Raw genomic sequence first — 16,518 nt, 5'->3', positions numbered from 1 at the left:
CGACGAACACGGTGACGACAAGCCACCCGGACGCCGGCTGGCCGGCGCCTGCCGGGCGGGCACCGGACGGGTTGACGGCCGTCCGCACGTGGCGGACGACGGTCCCGGCGGCACGGGCGGCGAGGGACGCGGCACTGCTGATCGACGAGGTCATGCCTGACCTCCCGCACCGGCGGACTGCGGGGCCCGAGCGAACTCCTGCACGATGCGCTCGCAGAACGCCGGCAGGTCATCGGGCGAGCGACTCGTCGTGATGTTGCCGTCGGTGACGACCTGCTCGTCGACCACCTCCGCCCCGGCGTTGCGCAGGTCGGTGCGCACGCTGGGCCACGAGGTCAGCCGACGGCCGCGCGCGACGTCGGCCTCGACGAAGTTCCACGGGCCGTGGCAGATCGACGCCACGGGCTTGCCCGACCGGACGAAGTCCCGGACGAACTGCACCGCCGCGGGCTCCATCCGCAGCTTGTCCGGGTTCACCGTCCCACCCGGCAGGAGCAGCGCCTCATAGTCGTCGACCGACGCCGCGCCGACCAACTGGTCGACCGCGAAGGTGCCGGCGTCCTCGAGGTCGTTCTTGCGCGCCTGGATCTCGCCGCCGGTGATGGAGACGACGACGGTACGGGCGCCGGCGTCCTCCAGCGCCTGCCGCGGCTGCTCCAGCTCGACCCGTTCCACCCCGTCGGCCGCGAGAATGGCGACCCGGCGTCCGTTCAGCTCTCCCGCCATGTCAGGCACCGGCCCCCGCCATCGCCGGGTGCAAAACAACCTTCGTCCAGCCTTCGTCCCGTCGGTCGAAGTGCTCGTAGGCCTCCGGCGCACGGTCGAGGGGCAGCTCGTGGCTGACGATGAAGGACGGCTCGGCCTTGCCCCCGGCGATGAGGTCGCGCAACTGGCGGTTGTACTTCTTGACCGGCGCCTGGCCGCTGCCGATGTGCTGGCCCTTGAACCAGAACAGGCCGTAGTCGAAGGCGAGCTTGCCCTGCTTCGCCAGTTCGTCGCCGGCCCCTGGGTCCTGCGGGACGAAGACGCCGACGTTGCCGATCTTCCCGGTGAAGCGCACCGAGGCGACCAGCCGGTTCATCGTCAGGTTGGCCCGCTCCTGGCCGTCGGGTTCGTGCGCCTGGTAGCCGACGCACTCGCAACCGTTGTCCGCGCCCAGCCCCATCGTCTCGTCGAGAACCGCCTGCACGGGGTCGACCTTCGAGTCGTCGATGGCGATCGCGCCGATCGACTCGGCCAGCCGGAGCCGGTCGGGGTGCCGGTCGACGACCATCACCTTGCCCGCCCCTCGGATGGTCGCCGAGAGGGCGGCCATCAGACCGACCGGTCCGGCGCCGTAGATGACCGTCTGGTCGCCGGGTTGCACGCCGGCCATCTCGGTGGCGTGGTAGCCGGTGGGGAAGATGTCGGCGAGCATCACGTAGTCGGTCTGGCGCTGCTCGGCGTCCTCCCCCAGCCGCAGGCAGTTGAAGTCACCCCAGGGCACGCGCAGCAGCTCGGCCTGCCCTCCGCCGTACGGGCCCATGTCGGCGAAGCCGTACGCGGCGCCGGCCATGTTCGGCTCCGGCTGGGCGGTCAGGCAGTAGTTCGTGAGCTGACGCTCGCAGTTCTTGCAGTGCCCGCAAGCGATGTTGAACGGCAGGACCACCCAGTCGCCCACCCGGACCTTGTCGACGCCGTCACCGACCTCGATCACCTGACCCATGTTCTCGTGCCCGAACCAGCGGCCGGGCTCGAAGTCGGTCCGGCCTTCGTACATGTGCAGATCCGAGCCGCAGATGTTCGCCGACGTGATCCGTACCAGGACGTCGGTCGGCCGCTCGATCCGCGCGTCCGGCACTTCCTTGACGCTCACCTGCCGCGGCGCCTCGTAGACCACTGCCTTCACGCTGCCTCCTCGTCGCAGATTTGTCCCACGCTCCGGGCCGGACCGGGTTCTTCATTACACGTGACCGGTCGCGCCGGCCGATATTGGCAGAATTGCCGATCTCGCCGGCCGCGGCCGGCGACCGGTGAGACCGGCGAGACCGGGACGGGTCAGTGGTACAGGTGCGTACGCCGTAGCCGTATCCAGCGGTAGCCGAAGCCGTCGAGCTCGAGATCGTGCAGGTCGAGATCTGCGTACTCGCGGTCGCTGAACACCTCCACCGGCTCGCTGTCCGCGTCGGGTTGCACCGGCAGCTTGATCCGGGCCGGACGGTCGCTCAGGTTGTGCAGGAACACGATGGAGCCGCTGGGTGCGTCGGCGCGGTGCGCGAACACGTGCGCCGGCTCGACGCGGATCACCTGGTGGTCGCCGACGCCGATCTCGCCGCATTCGCGTCTGGTGTGCAACATCCGTTCGAACCACACCAGCAACGAGTCCGGCTGCCGGCGTTGGTCGGTCACGTTCACCTGTTCGTAGGAACACGGGCCGTCGCTGATCACCGGGCGGACCAGGTCGTGCGCCGGGGCGGTGCTGAACCCCGCGTTGGCGGTGGCCGACCACTGCATGGGCGTCCGGATCGCGTCCCGCTCCGGCAGCCGCAGATCCTCGCCCATGCCGATCTCGTCGCCGTAGCGCAGCACCGGGGTGCCGGGCATGGTGAACAGAAGGCTGTGCGCCATCCGCAGCCGGCGCCGGCCGCCGTTGAGCATCGTGGCCAGCCGGCGACGGATTCCCCGGCCGTACAGTTGCTGGCGGCGTTCGGGGCCGAAGGCGGCGAAGACCTCCTGCCGCTCGGACTCCCGCAGTTGTGACAGGTCGACCTCGTCGTGGTTGCGCAGGAACGTGGCCCATTGCCCGTGCCGGGGCAGCCGGGGCAGCGTTTCCAGGGCCTCGACGACCGGTTCGGAATCCTGCCGGGCCAGAGACAGCATCATTGCCTCATTGAGCCGGAACGCGAACAGCATCTGCAGCCGGTTCGCCGCCCCGTCCGCATCGCCGAAGAAGCGGATCAGGTCGTCGTTGGGCACGTTGGCCTCGGCGAGGAAGACCCCGTCGCCCCGCCGCCAGGACATCCGTTCCCGCAGCTCGGTGAGTACCGAGTAGTCGCGGTTCTCCGGGTCGCCCCCGGGCTCGGTGCGTTCTATCACGAAGGGCGCGGCGTCGATGCGGAATCCGCTCACCCCGAGCCGCTCCCAGAACGACACGATTTTGGCGAGTTCCTCGCGTACATCCGGGTTGGCGATGTTGAGATCGGGCTGGAAGTCGTAGAACCGGTGGTGGTACCAGGCACCGGCCTGGTCGCTGTAGGTCCACGTCGTCTGCTGCACCCCCGGGAAGACCATGCCCTCGCTGCGGTCCGGCGGCTCCTGCTCGGACCAGACGTACCAATCGCGGTACTTCGAACGCGGATCGGAGCAGGCCGACCTGAACCACGGATGCTCGTCGCTGGTGTGGTTCAGCACGAGGTCGAGCATGATCCGCAGCCCACGCTCGTCGGCGACGTTCATCAGTTCGGCGAAGTCACCGAGGCTGCCGAGGGACGGGTCGATGTTGTAGTGATCGGTGACGTCGTACCCGCCGTCACGCCACGGGCTGGGGTGCACGGGGCTCAACCACAGCGTCGTCACGCCGAGCCGGCCGAGGTAGTCGATCCGGCTGATCAGGCCACGCAGGTCACCGACGCCGTCACCGTTGGAGTCCTGGAACGCCCTTACATCGAAGTTGTAGATGACACCGTTGCGGTACCAGCGCTCAGCCACCGTCGCCACCGGCGGCCGGATGCACCCGGACGAAATCCATTTCGAACACCCACACAGGATTACCGTTTCTCCCTGTCGACGTCGATTGGCATCATTGCCAATGCCGAGGGGAGAAACCATGGTGCACCAGGACTCCGCGCCGCTGCGCGTGCTGTACCTCGGCGGAACCGGAACGATCAGCGCGTCCTGCGTTCGCCTGGCGGTGGAGACCGGCATGCGCGTCACGGTGGTCAACCGCGGCCGAGACAGCCAGGAGCGAGGACTGCCCGAGGGAGCCGAGAAGCTGATCGCCGACGTCACCGACGACGACGCGCTGCTCGCGGCGATCGGCGACCGCACCTTCGACGCCGTCGTCAACTTCCTGTCCTACGACCCCGACGACGCGCGCCGGATGGTGACGTTGTTCGGCCCCCGGACCCGTCAGTACGTGCACATCAGCTCCGCCTCGATCTACGCCAAACCGGTGCGGCAGCTACCGATCTCCGAGTCGACGCCGACCGCGCCGAACCCGGCCCTCGACTACGCCACCGCCAAATGGCGCACCGAGCAGGCGCTCCAGGACGCGCACGTGACACAAGGCTTCCCGCTGACCGTGGTCCGGCCGTCGCACACCTACGACGACGCCAGCCCGCCGTTGCCCGGCGGCTGGACCGTCGTCGACCGGATCGCCCGCGGCGAAGAGATACCGGTGCACGGCGACGGCACCTCGCTGTGGACCCTCACGCACGCCGACGACTTCGCGCAGGGGCTGGTCGGCCTGCTCGGCAACCCGCGGGCGATCGGCGAGACGTTCAACGTCACCAGCCCCGACGTCTACACCTGGGACCAGATCTACACGATCATCGCCGAGGCGCTGGGTGTGGCACCCCGGCTGGTCCACGTCGCCTCGGAGATGTTCCCCCTGGTCGCCCCCGCGTGGTTCTGGTCAGGTGAGATGGTCGGCGACATCGGACACAGCGCGACCTTCGACACCACGAAGATCCGTACCTTCGTGCCGGGCTTCTTCCCCCGGCTGACCTTCCACCGCGCGGCGTCGCGGATGGTCCAGTGGCGCCGGGACCATCCCGAGACCACCAGGCCGGACCCGGACACCGAGGCCGTGCTCACCCGGATCGTCGGCGCGTACCACGCCGCCCGGGACGTCTTCGTCGCCCGCGGCGCCTCGTGATCGCCCAGCCCTAAAGACGCAGATCCGCCGCAGTGTCGGTGTCACCCGCAGGTGTGAACAGCAGCGGCGGTTCGAGTACGCGCAGCAGCCGGCGCACCGCAGCGGCCGTCCGCACCACCACGAAGTCGCCGCGGCAGCGCTCGGCGGCCTGCAGCAGCACGACGAGCCCGGCGCAGGAGAAGTGGCTCACCCCGGCCAGGTCAACCTCCAGCCGGTCCTGCCCTCGGTCCAGCGCCTCCAGCAGTGCGGCCTCCAGCAGCGGGGCGGTGCCGGCGTCGATATCGCCGTGCACAGCCACCCGCACCACTCGCGGTCTGTCGCGCGTGGCCACTGTGGTGATCTCCACTGCCCGTACCCCGTCCGCTTGGTCCGCCGCGTCAATCTAGGCCGCGCCGGATCGGCCGGCTGGCCGGAAACCGCTGGTGAAGTCCCTTTCCGGCAGCTATTCGCCGGCGTTACTCCTGGTCAGGCCGGGAGCATCACGAGTTGCTGGTGTCATGGGAACCCCGACAGCCCCTTCCCAGCCGGAGGCGATTTCCTTGAGCACGACGACAGCGACATCCGGGGCGGGGCGGCGATCCTTCGCGAACCTCGGCGTCCGGGTGAAGATCCTGCTCGCCATCCTGATCGCGATGCTCGTGGCAATGACGGTCGGGCTGCTGGGGCTGCGGTCGCTCAGTGCCGCCGCCGGCGCGGCCGACTCGATCTACCGCAGCAACGTGGCGAGCGTGACCGCCATCAGTGATGTCCGGGGCGCGACCCGGCAGGTCAGGATCGACCTCGCCAACCACATCATCTCGCAGGACGTCCCGACGCGGGCAAAGTACCGGAAGGCGTTCGAGGCGGACCTCGAAGCGATGACCGCGGCGCTCGCGGCCTATCGCAGCAGCAATCCGGCCGGCGATCCCGCCCTGATCAGCGAGCTGGAGGCGACCTGGGCGTCGTACGTCGAGGTGGCCCAGGGCAAGCAGATCCCGGCCGGGGAGCGTCACGACGTCACCGCCTGGCAGCAGACCCGCGACGCCGAGATCGAACCGCTGGTCACTGACCTTGCCCGGATGACCGGCGAACTGGGCGCCGCGGAGTCGGCCGACGCGGCCCGCGCGGCCGCAGCAGCCCGGGCCGGCTACCACTCCAGCCGCACGCAGTCGATCGTGCTTCTGGGGGTGGGGCTCCTGCTCGCGCTGGGGCTCGGGCTGTGGGTGGCGCAGCGGATCGTGCAATCGCTCGACCGGGTCCGCGAGGTCTGCGACGGTCTGGCAGCCGGGGATCTGACCCGCACCACCGGGCTGCACACCACCGACGAGCCCGGCCGGATGGGTCAGGCGCTCGATGCCGCGCTGGTTCGGCTGCGCGGGACCGTCACCACCATCGACGGTTCCGCCACCTCGCTCGCCGGCGCGTCGGAGGAGATGAACAACGTCGCGGCGCACGTTCTCGCCACCGCCCAGGAGACCTCCGCGAAGGCGGAGACCGTCTCGGCCGCGGCGGAGCAGATCGCGCGCAGCGTCGATACCGTGTCCGCGGGCAGCGAGGAGATGGGCGCCTCCATCCGCGAGATCTCCCACAACGCCACGGAAGCGGCCGGCGTCGCGGCCGAGGCGGTCGCGGCAGCCGCGGCGACGTCAGCCACCATGGGCAAGCTCGGTGAGTCCTCCGCGGAGATCGGCAACGTCATCAAGGTCATCACCTCGATCGCGGAACAGACCAACCTGCTCGCCCTCAACGCCACCATCGAGGCCGCCCGGGCCGGCGAGCTGGGCAAAGGCTTTGCTGTCGTCGCCTCCGAGGTCAAAGACCTGGCTCAGGAGACCTCCCGGGCCACCGAGGACATCTCCCGCCGGGTCGAAGCCATCCAGGCCGACACCAGCGGCGCGGTCGCCTCCATCGAGGAGATCACCCGGGTCATCGCCCGGATCAGCGATTTCCAGACCACGATCGCCTCCGCGGTCGAGGAACAGACCGCCACCACCGCCGAGATGAACCGCAGCGTCGCTGAGGCCGCCACCGGCACCGGCGACATCGCCGCGACCATCACCAGTGTCGCCGAGTCGGCCCGGCTGACCAGCGAGGGGGTCGCCCAGTCGCAGCAGGCCTCCGACGAGGTGGGACGGATGTCCTCGGACCTGCGGACACTGGTCGGCCAGTTCCGTTACTGACCGGTCAGCCGCGCAGGGTCTGGGACGGGGATACGCCGTACCGGCGGCGGTAGACGGCGGCGAACCGGCCCAGGTGCACAAAGCCGCACCGGTAGGCGATCTCGGTGACCGAGGTCTGCTCGGGTCCGGCCTCTCGCAGTTGCTGGTGCGCGAGGGCCAGCCGGACCTCACGCAGATAAGCCATGGGTGACGTGCCCAGGTAGCGCTGGAAGCCGTCCTGCAAGGAGCGCGAGCTGACCCCGGCGATCTGCGCGAGGTCGGCGACCGTGAACGACCGAGCGGCGTCGGCGCGCACGGCCTCCACCGCACGCCGTACGGCCCGAGGGGCAGCCAGTCCGGAGCGGTGGTTGTCCAGCGCGTCGCGGTAGTTGTGTGGCGCGGCGAGCAGGAGCCCGCTGACCAGGCTCTCCATCAGCTGCCGGCCCAGGACGGGGTGCCGGATGAGGCCCTGCTCCTCGGCGGCGTCGGCGGCGAGCAGCCGGGCCAGCCGCAGCCAGGTCGCCCCGGGCCCACGGGAGATGTCCAGCTCCGGGGCCAGCCGCACGGGTGGGCCGACCGGTTCGTCGAGCATCCGGGCCAGCTCGCGCTCCAGGGCCTCACGGTCGATCTTCACCGCCAGCAGACGGCAGTCGCCCTGCCAACGCTCCAGCGTGGTGTCGCCGGCGGGCTGGAACACCGCGGCGCTGCCCGGGGTGGCCACCATCGCATCGCCACGCCCTTGGCGCCACGCCAACTCGCCGGAGAGCGGCACGTCGACGTGGTAGGCCCCGAGCTCACCGAAGTTGATCCGCACATCGGCTCCGAACCGCAGATCCCCGAGGGTGATCACGCCGGCGGAGGTGATGTCGAAGGCAGCGGTCCAGGGATGCGGCGACAGGACCTCAAGAGAGTTCGAGTAGAAATGCTTGCCCAACATGGTGCGGGCCTCGTCCACGTCTGACGTGGTCATTTTGATGGCTGGCACCCACCCAACACTACCGGCCGCCACCACGCCGCGACGGCGTGTCCGAGGTCGCCACCCGGCCTTGTCAACGGCGCAACCTTGGCGGGTTTCCGGCATCGAACGGACGATCACCGGTGGTAGCCAGCGGGTTGAGCGCTGATAGTGGCCCCATGGTCAAGGCAGAGAAGCACACTGCGGTCGTCATTGTCGGGGCGGGAGTGGCCGGTCTCACGGTCGGCAACTTCCTGCGGCGGAACGGCATCGACTGCATCATTCTCGAGCGCCGTGAGCGCGCATACGTCGAGGCGCGGCAGCGGGCCGGGACACTCGATACGCGCGGGGTGCGGTTGTTCCGGCAGTGGGGGCTGGCGGAGGTGCTGGACGCCGGCCCCACTGCCGAGGTGCAGGGCGACTTCTTCATCGACGGTCAGGCGATGCCGATCGAAATCGAAGAAGACGACAACGAGAGCATCTTCATTCCGCAGCAGGTCCTCGTCCGCCGGCTCGCCGACATTTTTCTGCGCGAGGGCGGGGAGATCTGCTACGAGGCCGAGGTCGCGCTGATGGACATCGCCGGCTCGAACCCGGCAGTGCGCTACCGGGACAGCAGCGGCGCGACGGTGCTCATCCGCTGTGACTACGTCGCCGGCTGCGACGGTGACCACGGGATCACCCGGGCCAGCATCCCGGCCGGCGCGCTCACCCGGTATTCGTACGAGTTCAAGTACTCCTGGCTGAGCGTTCTGGCCGCGGTGCCCGGCACCACGTCCGGCATGGCCATCCACACCCGCGGACTGGCCGGCCTGATTCCCCGGGGCGCCGAGCACAGCCGCATCTACCTGCAGTGCCCGGTCGAGGACACGGTCGCGCAGTGGCCCGACGAACGGGTCTGGGACGAGTTGGAGGCTCGCGTCGGCCGGTCGCTGGGCCGCGGCGACATCCTCAGCAAGGAGATCGTCGAGCTGCGCAGCGTCGTCCATGACCCGATGCGCCACGGCCGGGTCTATCTGCTGGGCGACGCCGCGCACATCGTCCCGCCCATGAGCGCCAAAGGCATCCACCTGGCCCTGTTCGACGCCGAGACGTTCGCCCGGGCCGTGATCGCGCAGGTCCAGGACGGCGATCCGGGTCCGCTCGACGCCTATTCCGAGACCTGCCTGCAGCACGTGTGGAACTACCAGGCTTTCGCCACCTGGATCACCGATCTCATGCACAACGCCGGCGACGCGTCCTATGAGGGCGAGTTCCGCAAGCAGGTGGCCCGGGCGGAACTGCGCCGCCAATTCGAGTCCGAGGCGGCGAACCGGGTTTTCAGTGAGCTCACCTCCGGCATCGCCTGAAAGGCGATCAAGCCGGTCCGGGCCTGGCTCACTTGAGCTCATGGCGCAGATCCGCCTGATACCGGCCCGGGGTCTGGCCGATGACCTCGGTGAACGCCTCGATGAAGCTGGTCGGGTTCGACCAGCCGCAGATGGTGGCGGTCTCGGTGACCGAGCGGCCGCCGGTGAGATGGATCAGGCCGTGGTGGATCCGCAGGATGGTGCGCCAGCGGTGGAAGCTCATGCCGAGCTGCGCGTGGAACAGCCGGCTGAGCGTGCGCTCACTCGCCCCCACAGCCCGGCCCAGCTCGGCCAGGGTCGCGTTGTGGCCGGGGTCGACGTGCAGGCGGTCGGTGACGGCGCGCAGCCGGTCGTCGGCCGGTTCGGGTAGGTGCAGGGACTGCTCGGGGGTGTCGACGAGTTCGTCGATGGCCACGGCACGCAACCGCTCGTACGCGCCCGGGCGGGTCTCCGGCCGGTCGGTCAGGGCCAGCAGGACCTCACGGAGCACGGGACTGACCGCGAACACGCTGGGGTGCGTCACCAGCTCGCCGCACAGGTCGACCGGGATCGCGACGAGACGCACGTCGGTCTCGCCGTAGAAGCGGTGAGCGTGCTGGAAACCGGGTGGCGTCCAGGTGACCCGGTTGGCCGGCGCCACCCAGGTCCCCCGCTCGGTGGTGGTCGCCAGGGCGCCGGTCGCGGCGTACACCAGCTGTCCCTGGCCGTGCGAGTGCAGGTCCATCTGGAAGCCGTGCGGCAGCCGGCCGGCACCGCGCGGTATGTCCTCCAGCAGCGCGACAGGTTGGCGGGTTTCCGGCACGGCTCACCAACTTACCGGCTACGTGACCCGGTAGGCGGCGTAGCGCACCCGGTCGGCCTCGCGGATCGCGGACGCGATGAAGACGCTCTGCTCCAGGGCGGCCAGCGCCGGCACCGAGGTCTCCAGTCGTACGCCCAGGCGGAAGTAGTAGTCGGACGGGTCAACCGCGTCGCCCCGGAGCAACGCTTCGAGGACCTCCGGGCGGCCGCTGCGGACGCCGAACGTACGGATGTAGACGTGGCCACCGTCGGCGGTGCGCGCCGAATAGCGGGTGTCGATCTCGATCGCGCCGTCGGGGCGGACCAGCTGCCAGTCGGCGCCGCCGGGAAGGATGTCGGCCGTGAAGAGGCCGGTGACCCGGCCGCCGGTGATCGGCACGACGCGCCGATGACCGGCGCGGGTCACCCCGTGGTCCTCCAGCGCGCCGATCCGGGCCTCCACCTCGAACGCGGGCTCCAGACCGGGCGCCGGCGCCCTCATGGCACGTCCTTGGTCTGGGTGAGGGCGTCGCGCAGCCGTTCGAGCGCCGGCACCGCGGCGGCCAAGGCTGCCCGGTCCCCTTCCGGCAGGGTGGCCACCGCGCGGGCGACCAGGTTTCCGCTGGCGAGGTCGAAGCGGTCGAACAGGTCGAGGGCCTTCGCGGTGGCGACGACGTCGACGTGACGGTTGCTGCCGGGACGGGGGCGGCGCTCGACGAGACCGTCGGCCTCCATCGCGGTGAGCAGATTGCTGACCGTCGAGCGGCTCAGGCGGAGTCGTTCGGCGAGCTCGCCGGGGGCGGCCACCGTACCCCGGGGCAGGGCCCGGATGATCTCGATCTGCGCGTCCGGGATCTCCGGCAGGTGCTCCGCGGCCCGGGCGGCGGCGAGCAGCGTCCGGCGCAGCGGCGAGATCACCGACGCCAGCCGGGCCGCGTCCAGCCCGGTCGCTTCCTGGGAGGTCACGGCAGGATGCCCGAGAACTCTGTCGGCGTCAGGGAAGCGCGTTCGTTGAGAGCGGACGGGAGAAATCCGGCCGCTTTCTTGTATCCGGTGGCGATCTCGGTGAGCTCGTCCGGCGGGATGACGTCGTGAATGTGGTCGAAGCCGGCCGGCGCGCGCTCGTGGGCGAGCACCATCACGTGTTCCGGGCCCTGTCGCCGGTTGCTCAGCACCAGCGCGGTGGTCGCGGGACGCCGGTCGGCCTCGTAGGCGTCGAGCGCCTGCCGGACCGCCGGCGCGGTGGCGAGGTGGAAGGCGAGCGTCCGGGCGTCCAGGATCGCCTGCGACGCCCCGTTGGAGCCGTTCGGATACATCGGGTGCGCCGCGTCCCCCAGCAGCGTCGTGTTCTCGTGGGTCCACCTGTCGATCGGATCCCGGTCCACCATGGGGTATTCCAGGATCTCGTCGGTGGCGCTCAGCAGCGCCGGCACATCGAGCCACGGGAAACGCCACTCCTGGAAGAGCGAGATGATCGGCGCGGGATCGACCGGCTGATTCCAGTCCGCGTCCGTCCCGGCGAAACCGGGACCGCGTCGCTCCGCGACGACATTGATCAGGTCAGGACCGATCGGGTACGCGACGAACTTCTGTTCCCCGTCCCCCGCCATGATCATGGTTCGCCCGTCCAGGAATCCGGGTGCCCGCGCCGTCCCTCGCCACAGGGTGAGCCCGTTCCAGACCGGTGGTCCTTCGCCGGGCTGATGCTGCCGGCGCAGCGCCGAGTGGATGCCGTCCGCCCCGACGATCAGGTCGCCCTCCACGCTGACCTCCCCGGCGGCTGTCTCGAAGCGCGCGACGCCGTCGCCGGCGCTGACGAGCCGGTGCCCGGTGCGCACCGCGCCGGCACCCAGCCGTTCCCGCACCACCGCGAGAAGTTCCAGCTGGAACCGCCCGCGGTGCACAGACAGCTGCGGCCAGCGGTATCCGGCGGCCAGGCCGCGCGGCTCGCTCCAGATCGGCTGCCCGTGCCGGTTGTAATAGGCCAGCGTGCCGGGCGCGACGCCCAGCCTTTCCACGCGTTCGCCGAGGCCCAGCTCGGTGAGCTCACGGACGGCGTGCGGAAGCAGATTGATCCCGACGCCGAGCGGGCCCAGCGCGGTCGCGCGCTCATAGACGGCGATGTCACGAAATCCGGCCTGATGCAGGCTGAGCGCGGCGGTGAGGCCACCGATACCGGCGCCCGCGATCACGATCGCCACGTCGTCGCTCCTTTCGCCACACCCACCAATGGCACAGTTTTGTGACAAAAGTGTCGCCGCGTCAAGGGTTTCCGGCAACAAAGTCGGCGCTACCGGAATCGTTGTGCCGGGGCCCGAATTACATTCTTGACAATCTATGCCTTCTGCCCGACGCTGATCAGCGCGGTCCCCCGGCGCCATCGCCGCGCCGGCCACGTCGACTTCTCCGGGTGTGCCAACGTCGCCCACGGAAGGGCTCGTCATGAAGAAGATCACCGCCCTTGCTGTCCTCGCCGGCATCGTGCTCACCCTGACCGGGTGCACGGATTCCGATGCCACCACTCCGTCCGCCGGGGCCAGCAGCGGACTGCGCAAGGTCCGCGTGGCGGCCCTGCCCATCAGTGAGACCGCCGCGCTGTGGGCCGGCATCAAGGCGGGCACCTTCCGCAAGCAAGGACTCGAGGTGGAGGTCCTGCCCGCACAGGGCGGCGCGCAGGCCATTCCGGCGCTGATCAACGGTGACATCGATTTCGCCATCGGCCAGCCGTTCGGTCCGTTCCGGGCCGATCTGCAGAACCTCGGTGTCGTGATCGTCGGCAACTATGCATCGTCCTACGCCGACGGTGACGACATCAATGCGGTGGTGGCCTCGGCGAAATCCGGCATCACCCGGCCGGCCCAGCTCGCGGGACGCAAAGTGTCCGTCAACAGCCTCGGTGCGGCCGGCGATGTCACGATCATGGCAGCGGTCGAGAAGGACGGCGGCGACCCGGCCAAGGTCAAGTTTGTCGAGGTTGCTTTCCCGGACGCCCCGGCCCAGCTCGAGGCCGGCAACATCGACGCCGCCTGGGTGACCGAACCGTTCATCACCCAGCTCCGCAAGCGCGGCGACAAAGTGGTGGTCGCGCCGTATCAAGCCACGATCCCCGGCCTCGCGACCCTCACGACGATCACGTCGAACAAGCTGCGAGACTCCGACGCCGCGCTGGTCACCAATTTCTCCACGGCCATGAAGGAAACGCTCACCTGGGCCGAGGATCCGGCCAACGAGGCGAGCCTTCGTCAGGCCATCAAGGACAACCTCAAGCTGCCGGACGCGGTCGCCGATTCCGTACGGCTGCCGGCCTTCGGGTGGCAGCTCGACCGGGCCGGCCTGGAGCAACTGGCGACCCTGGCCCAGAAGTACGGCGTGCTCGAACGGCAGCCCGACTTCGACCGCCTCATCCAGCAGCAGTAGCCGGCAGTGCGCAAGGTTCTGCTGGGCGCCATCGGCCTGCTCGGGTTCGCCGTCGTCTGGCAACTGATCCCGATGCTGGGGCTGGTGGACCCGCAGTACCTGCCGTACCCCACGGACGTGTTCGCCTGGCTCTTCCAGGAGACCCGAGACCTGGCCTTCTGGCGGCGGCTCCGACTCACCATGACCTCGTGGGCGATCGGGCTGGCGTTGGCGACGCTCGCCGCGGTCGTGCTGGGCACAGCGGTCGGGATGGTGCCGTTCCTGCGTCGCGCGACACACACGATGGTCGAGTTCCTGCGGCCCGTACCGTCGGTCGCGCTGATCCCCCTGGCCGTCCTGATGTTCGGCCTGCAGATGCGCGCCGCGCTCGTCATCATCGTCTACGCCGCGTTCTGGCAGGTTTTCGTGCAGGTCATCTACGGTGTCGCCGACATCGACACCGTGGCGCGGGACACCGCCCGGAGTTTCGGTCTCACCCGTCGCGAGCGGCTGAGATATCTCGTGCTGCCGACCGCTCTGCCGTACCTGATGACAGGTCTGCGGCTCGCCGCGGCGGTCGCCCTCATCCTGGCCATCACCGCGGAGATGGTGATCGGCAATCCCGGCATCGGGCGCTCGATCGAGCTCTCCCGCTCCGCGGGAGACGCTGTCGGCCTGTACGGCCTGGTCGTGGTCACCGGAATTCTGGGTCTCCTGGTGAACGTCGTGTTCCGCTTCGTCGAACGCCGATCGCTGGCCTGGCACCAGTCGGTGCGCTCGGAGGAGGCCTGATGACCACGCGTCCACGCGGCCCCGGCGCCAGGACCGCCGCGAACCTTCTGTTCGCCTTCGGGCTTCCCTTCCTGACCGTGGTGCTCTGGGGCGTCTGGTCGACCACCTCGACGAACCGGTTCTTCGTCGGTCCGCTCCCGATCCTCGACGCGTTCCGGCAGGTCTGGATCGGCCCGGCGTTCGTCGACGACGTCCTGCCGAGCCTTTACCGGCTCGCCCTCGGCATCGTCGTGTCGATCATTCTCGGCGTCGCCGCCGGTGTCACGATCGGCCGGTCCCGCCGGCTGCGCGAAACCCTCGAACCCCTGCTGGAGTTCTTCCGGGCGATTCCGCCGCCGGTGCTGATCCCGGTGGCGATGCTCCTGCTCGGCATCACCGACACGATGAAGGTGGTCGTCATCGTGTCCGGTGCGATCTGGCCGATCCTGCTGAACACGATCGAGGGCGTGCGGGCAACCGACAGCGTGATGGTGGAAACCGCGGACTCGTTCCGGATCTCCCGGTGGGAACGGCTGTGGTTGCTGGTGCTCCCGGCGGCGAGTCCGCGCATCATGACCGGCGCACGGCAAGCGCTTTCGGTGGCCCTGATCCTCATGGTCATCTCGGAGATGTTCGCGTCGTCCTCCGGCCTCGGCTACCGGATCGCCTACTTCCAGCGGAACTATCTCATCGCCGAGATGTGGAGCGGCATCCTCCTGCTCGGCCTCATCGGCGTCGCCCTCGCCGTGCTCTTCGGTCTCGCCGAGCGCCACCTGCTGCGCTGGTACCACGGAATGAAGGAGATCACCCGTGCCTGACGGGAGCCCTCTGCTGCGGGTCGAGCACCTGCGGAAGGTCTATGCCACCACCACGGGCGACGTCGAGGCGATCGGGGACCTCAGTTTCACGATGAATCACGGCGAGCTGGTGTGCATCGTCGGGCCGTCCGGATGCGGAAAGACCACGCTCCTGAAATGCCTGGCCGGACTGCTCCGGCCGACGAGCGGCCGCATGGAGATGGACGGATCGCCGGTGACGGGTCCGAGCCCGGCCATGGCCGTGGTCTTTCAGGAGTACGGCCGCAGCCTGTACCCGTGGCTGACGGTCCGGGGCAACGTCGAACTGCCGCTGCGCCACAAGAAGCTCTCCCGCGCCGTACGCGACCGGATAGTCACCGACGCCATCGAGGCGGTCGGGCTGCCCGAGGCCACGCGTAGCCATCCGTGGCAGCTCTCCGGCGGAATGCAGCAACGCGTGGCGATCGCCCGCGCCATCGCGTACCAGCCCGAGGTGCTCATCATGGACGAGCCCTTCGCCGCGGTGGACGCTCAGACCCGGGCAGACCTGGAGGATCTCGTACGCGAGCTGCACGCGACCCGCGGGATCTCGACGGTCTTCGTGACGCACGACATCGACGAGTCGGTGTATCTGGGCCAGCGTGTCCTCGTCCTGTCGAACTCACCGACCCGGGTGCAGGAGGACCTCGTGATCGACCTCCCGGCGGAGCGCGATCAGCTCACCACGCGGGCCCTGCCCCGGTTCACCCAGCTGCGGACCCACGTCTACGAGCAGATCCAACAGGCCAAGCGCAGGCCGGCCGTCCGGGGGTGAAGGTCCACGAGCGGGCACGGGAGCCTACCGGGGGCGGCGGTCGCGGGGGGTGAGTGGCCGGTCGGCCGCGTCTCGGACGCCGATCGGCACCGAGTTCCTGCCGGCCCAGTCCGGGCCGGGTGGTGCCGCCTGCACCACGAAGCGCCCGGATCCGCCGAAGCTGCGGACCTCGAGAGGCACCAGGCCGGCCTTACGGAACCGGTCCTGAATATCGCCGCCGTCCGCGGCCACCTCGGCCCGGGCAGCCGCCGCGGGAAGCATGCCGAACAGGATCGGGGCGGTGGTGCCGCGGAGCGTGCGGACGCTGAGCTCGTAGTGCTGCAGGACTCCGGACTCGGTGCAGGTGCGTTCCACGGTCGCGCCACCCTGGCGCAGGTAGAGGCAGTCGCCCCAGGTGCGTTCCCGGACCTGGACCACCGACCATTTCGCGCCGCCGGTCGTGCCCTCGGCCAGCAGCCGGGGGCCGGTGACGTCGGGTCGCCGGCCGTCCCAGCCCTCCCAGTTGAGCCCGCCGACCACAGCCAGCCCGCCGAACACCACCACGACGGCCACCCAGGTACCGATACGACTAGGTTCTGTCTCTTAGATCAAGGCCGTCGGGTACGGCGCGGAGCCAGTCGAGCATTTCGACGAGGTCGAGGGTGGCTTGGAAGTGGGCGCCCA

Annotated in this window: 17 protein-coding genes; 7 read left to right on the top strand and 10 right to left on the bottom strand. The window is 69.6% G+C overall.

Going from position 1 to position 16,518, the window contains the following annotated elements; all coding sequences use genetic code 11:
* Nucleotides 1-150: 150 nt before the first annotated feature.
* From AB0C29_RS08525 to AB0C29_RS08515, 3 genes are all read right to left on the bottom strand, one after another.
* Entirely contained in the window at nucleotides 151-726 is a 576-nt protein-coding gene (locus AB0C29_RS08525; protein WP_360817110.1) for a type 1 glutamine amidotransferase domain-containing protein, read from the bottom strand.
* A gap of 1 nt (nucleotide 727) precedes the next feature.
* Nucleotides 728-1,888, bottom strand: a complete 1,161-nt coding sequence (locus AB0C29_RS08520) for a glutathione-independent formaldehyde dehydrogenase (RefSeq protein WP_360817107.1) — start codon at nucleotides 1,886-1,888, stop codon at nucleotides 728-730.
* A 149-nt stretch (nucleotides 1,889-2,037) separates the two neighbouring features.
* Nucleotides 2,038-3,687, bottom strand: a complete 1,650-nt coding sequence (locus AB0C29_RS08515) for an alpha-amylase family protein (RefSeq protein ID WP_360817104.1) — start codon at nucleotides 3,685-3,687, stop codon at nucleotides 2,038-2,040.
* Nucleotides 3,688-3,805: 118 nt separating this feature from the next.
* On the opposite strand from AB0C29_RS08515, the gene AB0C29_RS08510 reads away from it, so the two are divergent.
* Complete coding sequence (locus AB0C29_RS08510) at nucleotides 3,806-4,855, top strand: NAD-dependent epimerase/dehydratase family protein (RefSeq protein WP_360817101.1); 1,050 nt, start codon at nucleotides 3,806-3,808, stop codon at nucleotides 4,853-4,855.
* A gap of 10 nt (nucleotides 4,856-4,865) precedes the next feature.
* Here AB0C29_RS08510 and AB0C29_RS08505 read toward each other — a convergent pair whose 3' ends face one another.
* Nucleotides 4,866-5,201 carry an STAS domain-containing protein gene (locus AB0C29_RS08505; protein WP_360817098.1) on the bottom strand — a complete coding sequence of 112 codons (336 nt, stop codon included), beginning with the start codon at nucleotides 5,199-5,201 and terminating at the stop codon, nucleotides 4,866-4,868.
* 193 nt (nucleotides 5,202-5,394) lie between these two features.
* Here AB0C29_RS08505 and AB0C29_RS08500 point away from each other — a divergent pair, with 193 nt between their 5' ends.
* Nucleotides 5,395-7,014, top strand: a complete 1,620-nt coding sequence (locus AB0C29_RS08500) for a methyl-accepting chemotaxis protein (protein ID WP_360817095.1) — start codon at nucleotides 5,395-5,397, stop codon at nucleotides 7,012-7,014.
* 4 nt (nucleotides 7,015-7,018) lie between these two features.
* Here the strand turns inward: AB0C29_RS08500 and AB0C29_RS08495 are convergent, their stop codons facing one another.
* Complete coding sequence (locus tag AB0C29_RS08495; protein WP_360817093.1) at nucleotides 7,019-7,978, bottom strand: AraC family transcriptional regulator; 960 nt, start codon at nucleotides 7,976-7,978, stop codon at nucleotides 7,019-7,021.
* A 149-nt stretch (nucleotides 7,979-8,127) separates the two neighbouring features.
* Between AB0C29_RS08495 and AB0C29_RS08490 the strand changes: the two genes are divergently transcribed.
* Complete coding sequence (locus AB0C29_RS08490; protein WP_360817090.1) at nucleotides 8,128-9,297, top strand: 4-hydroxybenzoate 3-monooxygenase; 1,170 nt, start codon at nucleotides 8,128-8,130, stop codon at nucleotides 9,295-9,297.
* Between the two features lie 28 nt (nucleotides 9,298-9,325).
* Here AB0C29_RS08490 and AB0C29_RS08485 read toward each other — a convergent pair whose 3' ends face one another.
* Genes AB0C29_RS08485 through AB0C29_RS08470 form a run of 4 tightly spaced genes read right to left on the bottom strand, consistent with a single transcriptional unit; the run spans nucleotide 9,326 to nucleotide 12,533 of the window.
* Nucleotides 9,326-10,099: an AraC family transcriptional regulator gene (locus AB0C29_RS08485; protein ID WP_360817087.1), complete on the bottom strand. Its 774-nt coding sequence runs from the start codon at nucleotides 10,097-10,099 to the stop codon at nucleotides 9,326-9,328.
* Between the two features lie 18 nt (nucleotides 10,100-10,117).
* Nucleotides 10,118-10,579, bottom strand: coding sequence for a DUF3237 domain-containing protein (locus AB0C29_RS08480; protein WP_360817084.1), 462 nt, complete (start codon nucleotides 10,577-10,579; stop codon nucleotides 10,118-10,120).
* A complete protein-coding gene (locus tag AB0C29_RS08475; RefSeq protein ID WP_360817082.1) occupies nucleotides 10,576-11,043 on the bottom strand; it encodes a MarR family transcriptional regulator in 468 nt (155 codons plus the stop codon). The genes AB0C29_RS08480 and AB0C29_RS08475 overlap by 4 nt, the downstream gene beginning before the upstream one ends.
* The gene (locus tag AB0C29_RS08470) at nucleotides 11,040-12,533 is read right to left on the bottom strand and encodes a flavin-dependent oxidoreductase (protein ID WP_360817079.1); all 1,494 of its coding nucleotides are present in this window, start codon (nucleotides 12,531-12,533) and stop codon (nucleotides 11,040-11,042) included. Before AB0C29_RS08470 ends, AB0C29_RS08475 begins: the two co-directional genes overlap by 4 nt.
* On the opposite strand from AB0C29_RS08470, the gene AB0C29_RS08465 reads away from it, so the two are divergent.
* The 4 genes from AB0C29_RS08465 to AB0C29_RS08450 are packed head-to-tail and all read left to right on the top strand — an operon-like array spanning nucleotide 12,520 to nucleotide 15,855.
* Nucleotides 12,520-13,494: an ABC transporter substrate-binding protein gene (locus AB0C29_RS08465; RefSeq protein ID WP_360817076.1), complete on the top strand. Its 975-nt coding sequence runs from the start codon at nucleotides 12,520-12,522 to the stop codon at nucleotides 13,492-13,494. The genes AB0C29_RS08470 and AB0C29_RS08465 overlap by 14 nt on opposite strands.
* A 6-nt stretch (nucleotides 13,495-13,500) precedes the next feature.
* Complete coding sequence (locus tag AB0C29_RS08460; RefSeq protein ID WP_360817073.1) at nucleotides 13,501-14,265, top strand: ABC transporter permease; 765 nt, start codon at nucleotides 13,501-13,503, stop codon at nucleotides 14,263-14,265.
* Complete coding sequence (locus tag AB0C29_RS08455; protein WP_360817070.1) at nucleotides 14,265-15,062, top strand: ABC transporter permease; 798 nt, start codon at nucleotides 14,265-14,267, stop codon at nucleotides 15,060-15,062. The genes AB0C29_RS08460 and AB0C29_RS08455 overlap by 1 nt, the downstream gene beginning before the upstream one ends.
* Nucleotides 15,055-15,855 carry an ABC transporter ATP-binding protein gene (locus tag AB0C29_RS08450; protein ID WP_360817067.1) on the top strand — a complete coding sequence of 267 codons (801 nt, stop codon included), beginning with the start codon at nucleotides 15,055-15,057 and terminating at the stop codon, nucleotides 15,853-15,855. Before AB0C29_RS08455 ends, AB0C29_RS08450 begins: the two co-directional genes overlap by 8 nt.
* 24 nt (nucleotides 15,856-15,879) lie before the next feature.
* Here AB0C29_RS08450 and AB0C29_RS08445 read toward each other — a convergent pair whose 3' ends face one another.
* Nucleotides 15,880-16,407, bottom strand: coding sequence for a hypothetical protein (locus AB0C29_RS08445; protein WP_360817064.1), 528 nt, complete (start codon nucleotides 16,405-16,407; stop codon nucleotides 15,880-15,882).
* Nucleotides 16,408-16,518 lie beyond the last annotated feature (111 nt).

The sequence above is a fragment of the Actinoplanes sp. NPDC048791 genome, from assembly GCF_040650095.1.
Classification (GTDB): domain Bacteria; phylum Actinomycetota; class Actinomycetes; order Mycobacteriales; family Micromonosporaceae; genus Actinoplanes.
The sequence above is the reverse complement of the archived record's forward strand: the minus strand, read 5'-3'. Positions and strand labels throughout refer to the sequence as shown.

Bases quoted from the DNA above. Each gene is read 5' to 3' on its own strand.
- AB0C29_RS08525 (WP_360817110.1), bottom strand. From the start codon at position 726: ATGGCGGGAGAGCTGAACGGACGCCGGGTCGCCATTCTCGCGGCCGAC.
- AB0C29_RS08510 (WP_360817101.1), top strand. From the start codon at position 3,806: ATGGTGCACCAGGACTCCGCGCCGCTGCGCGTGCTGTACCTCGGCGGA.
- AB0C29_RS08490 (WP_360817090.1), top strand. From the start codon at position 8,128: ATGGTCAAGGCAGAGAAGCACACTGCGGTCGTCATTGTCGGGGCGGGA.
- AB0C29_RS08480 (WP_360817084.1), bottom strand. From the start codon at position 10,579: ATGAGGGCGCCGGCGCCCGGTCTGGAGCCCGCGTTCGAGGTGGAGGCC.
- AB0C29_RS08465 (WP_360817076.1), top strand. From the start codon at position 12,520: ATGAAGAAGATCACCGCCCTTGCTGTCCTCGCCGGCATCGTGCTCACC.
- AB0C29_RS08455 (WP_360817070.1), top strand. From the start codon at position 14,265: ATGACCACGCGTCCACGCGGCCCCGGCGCCAGGACCGCCGCGAACCTT.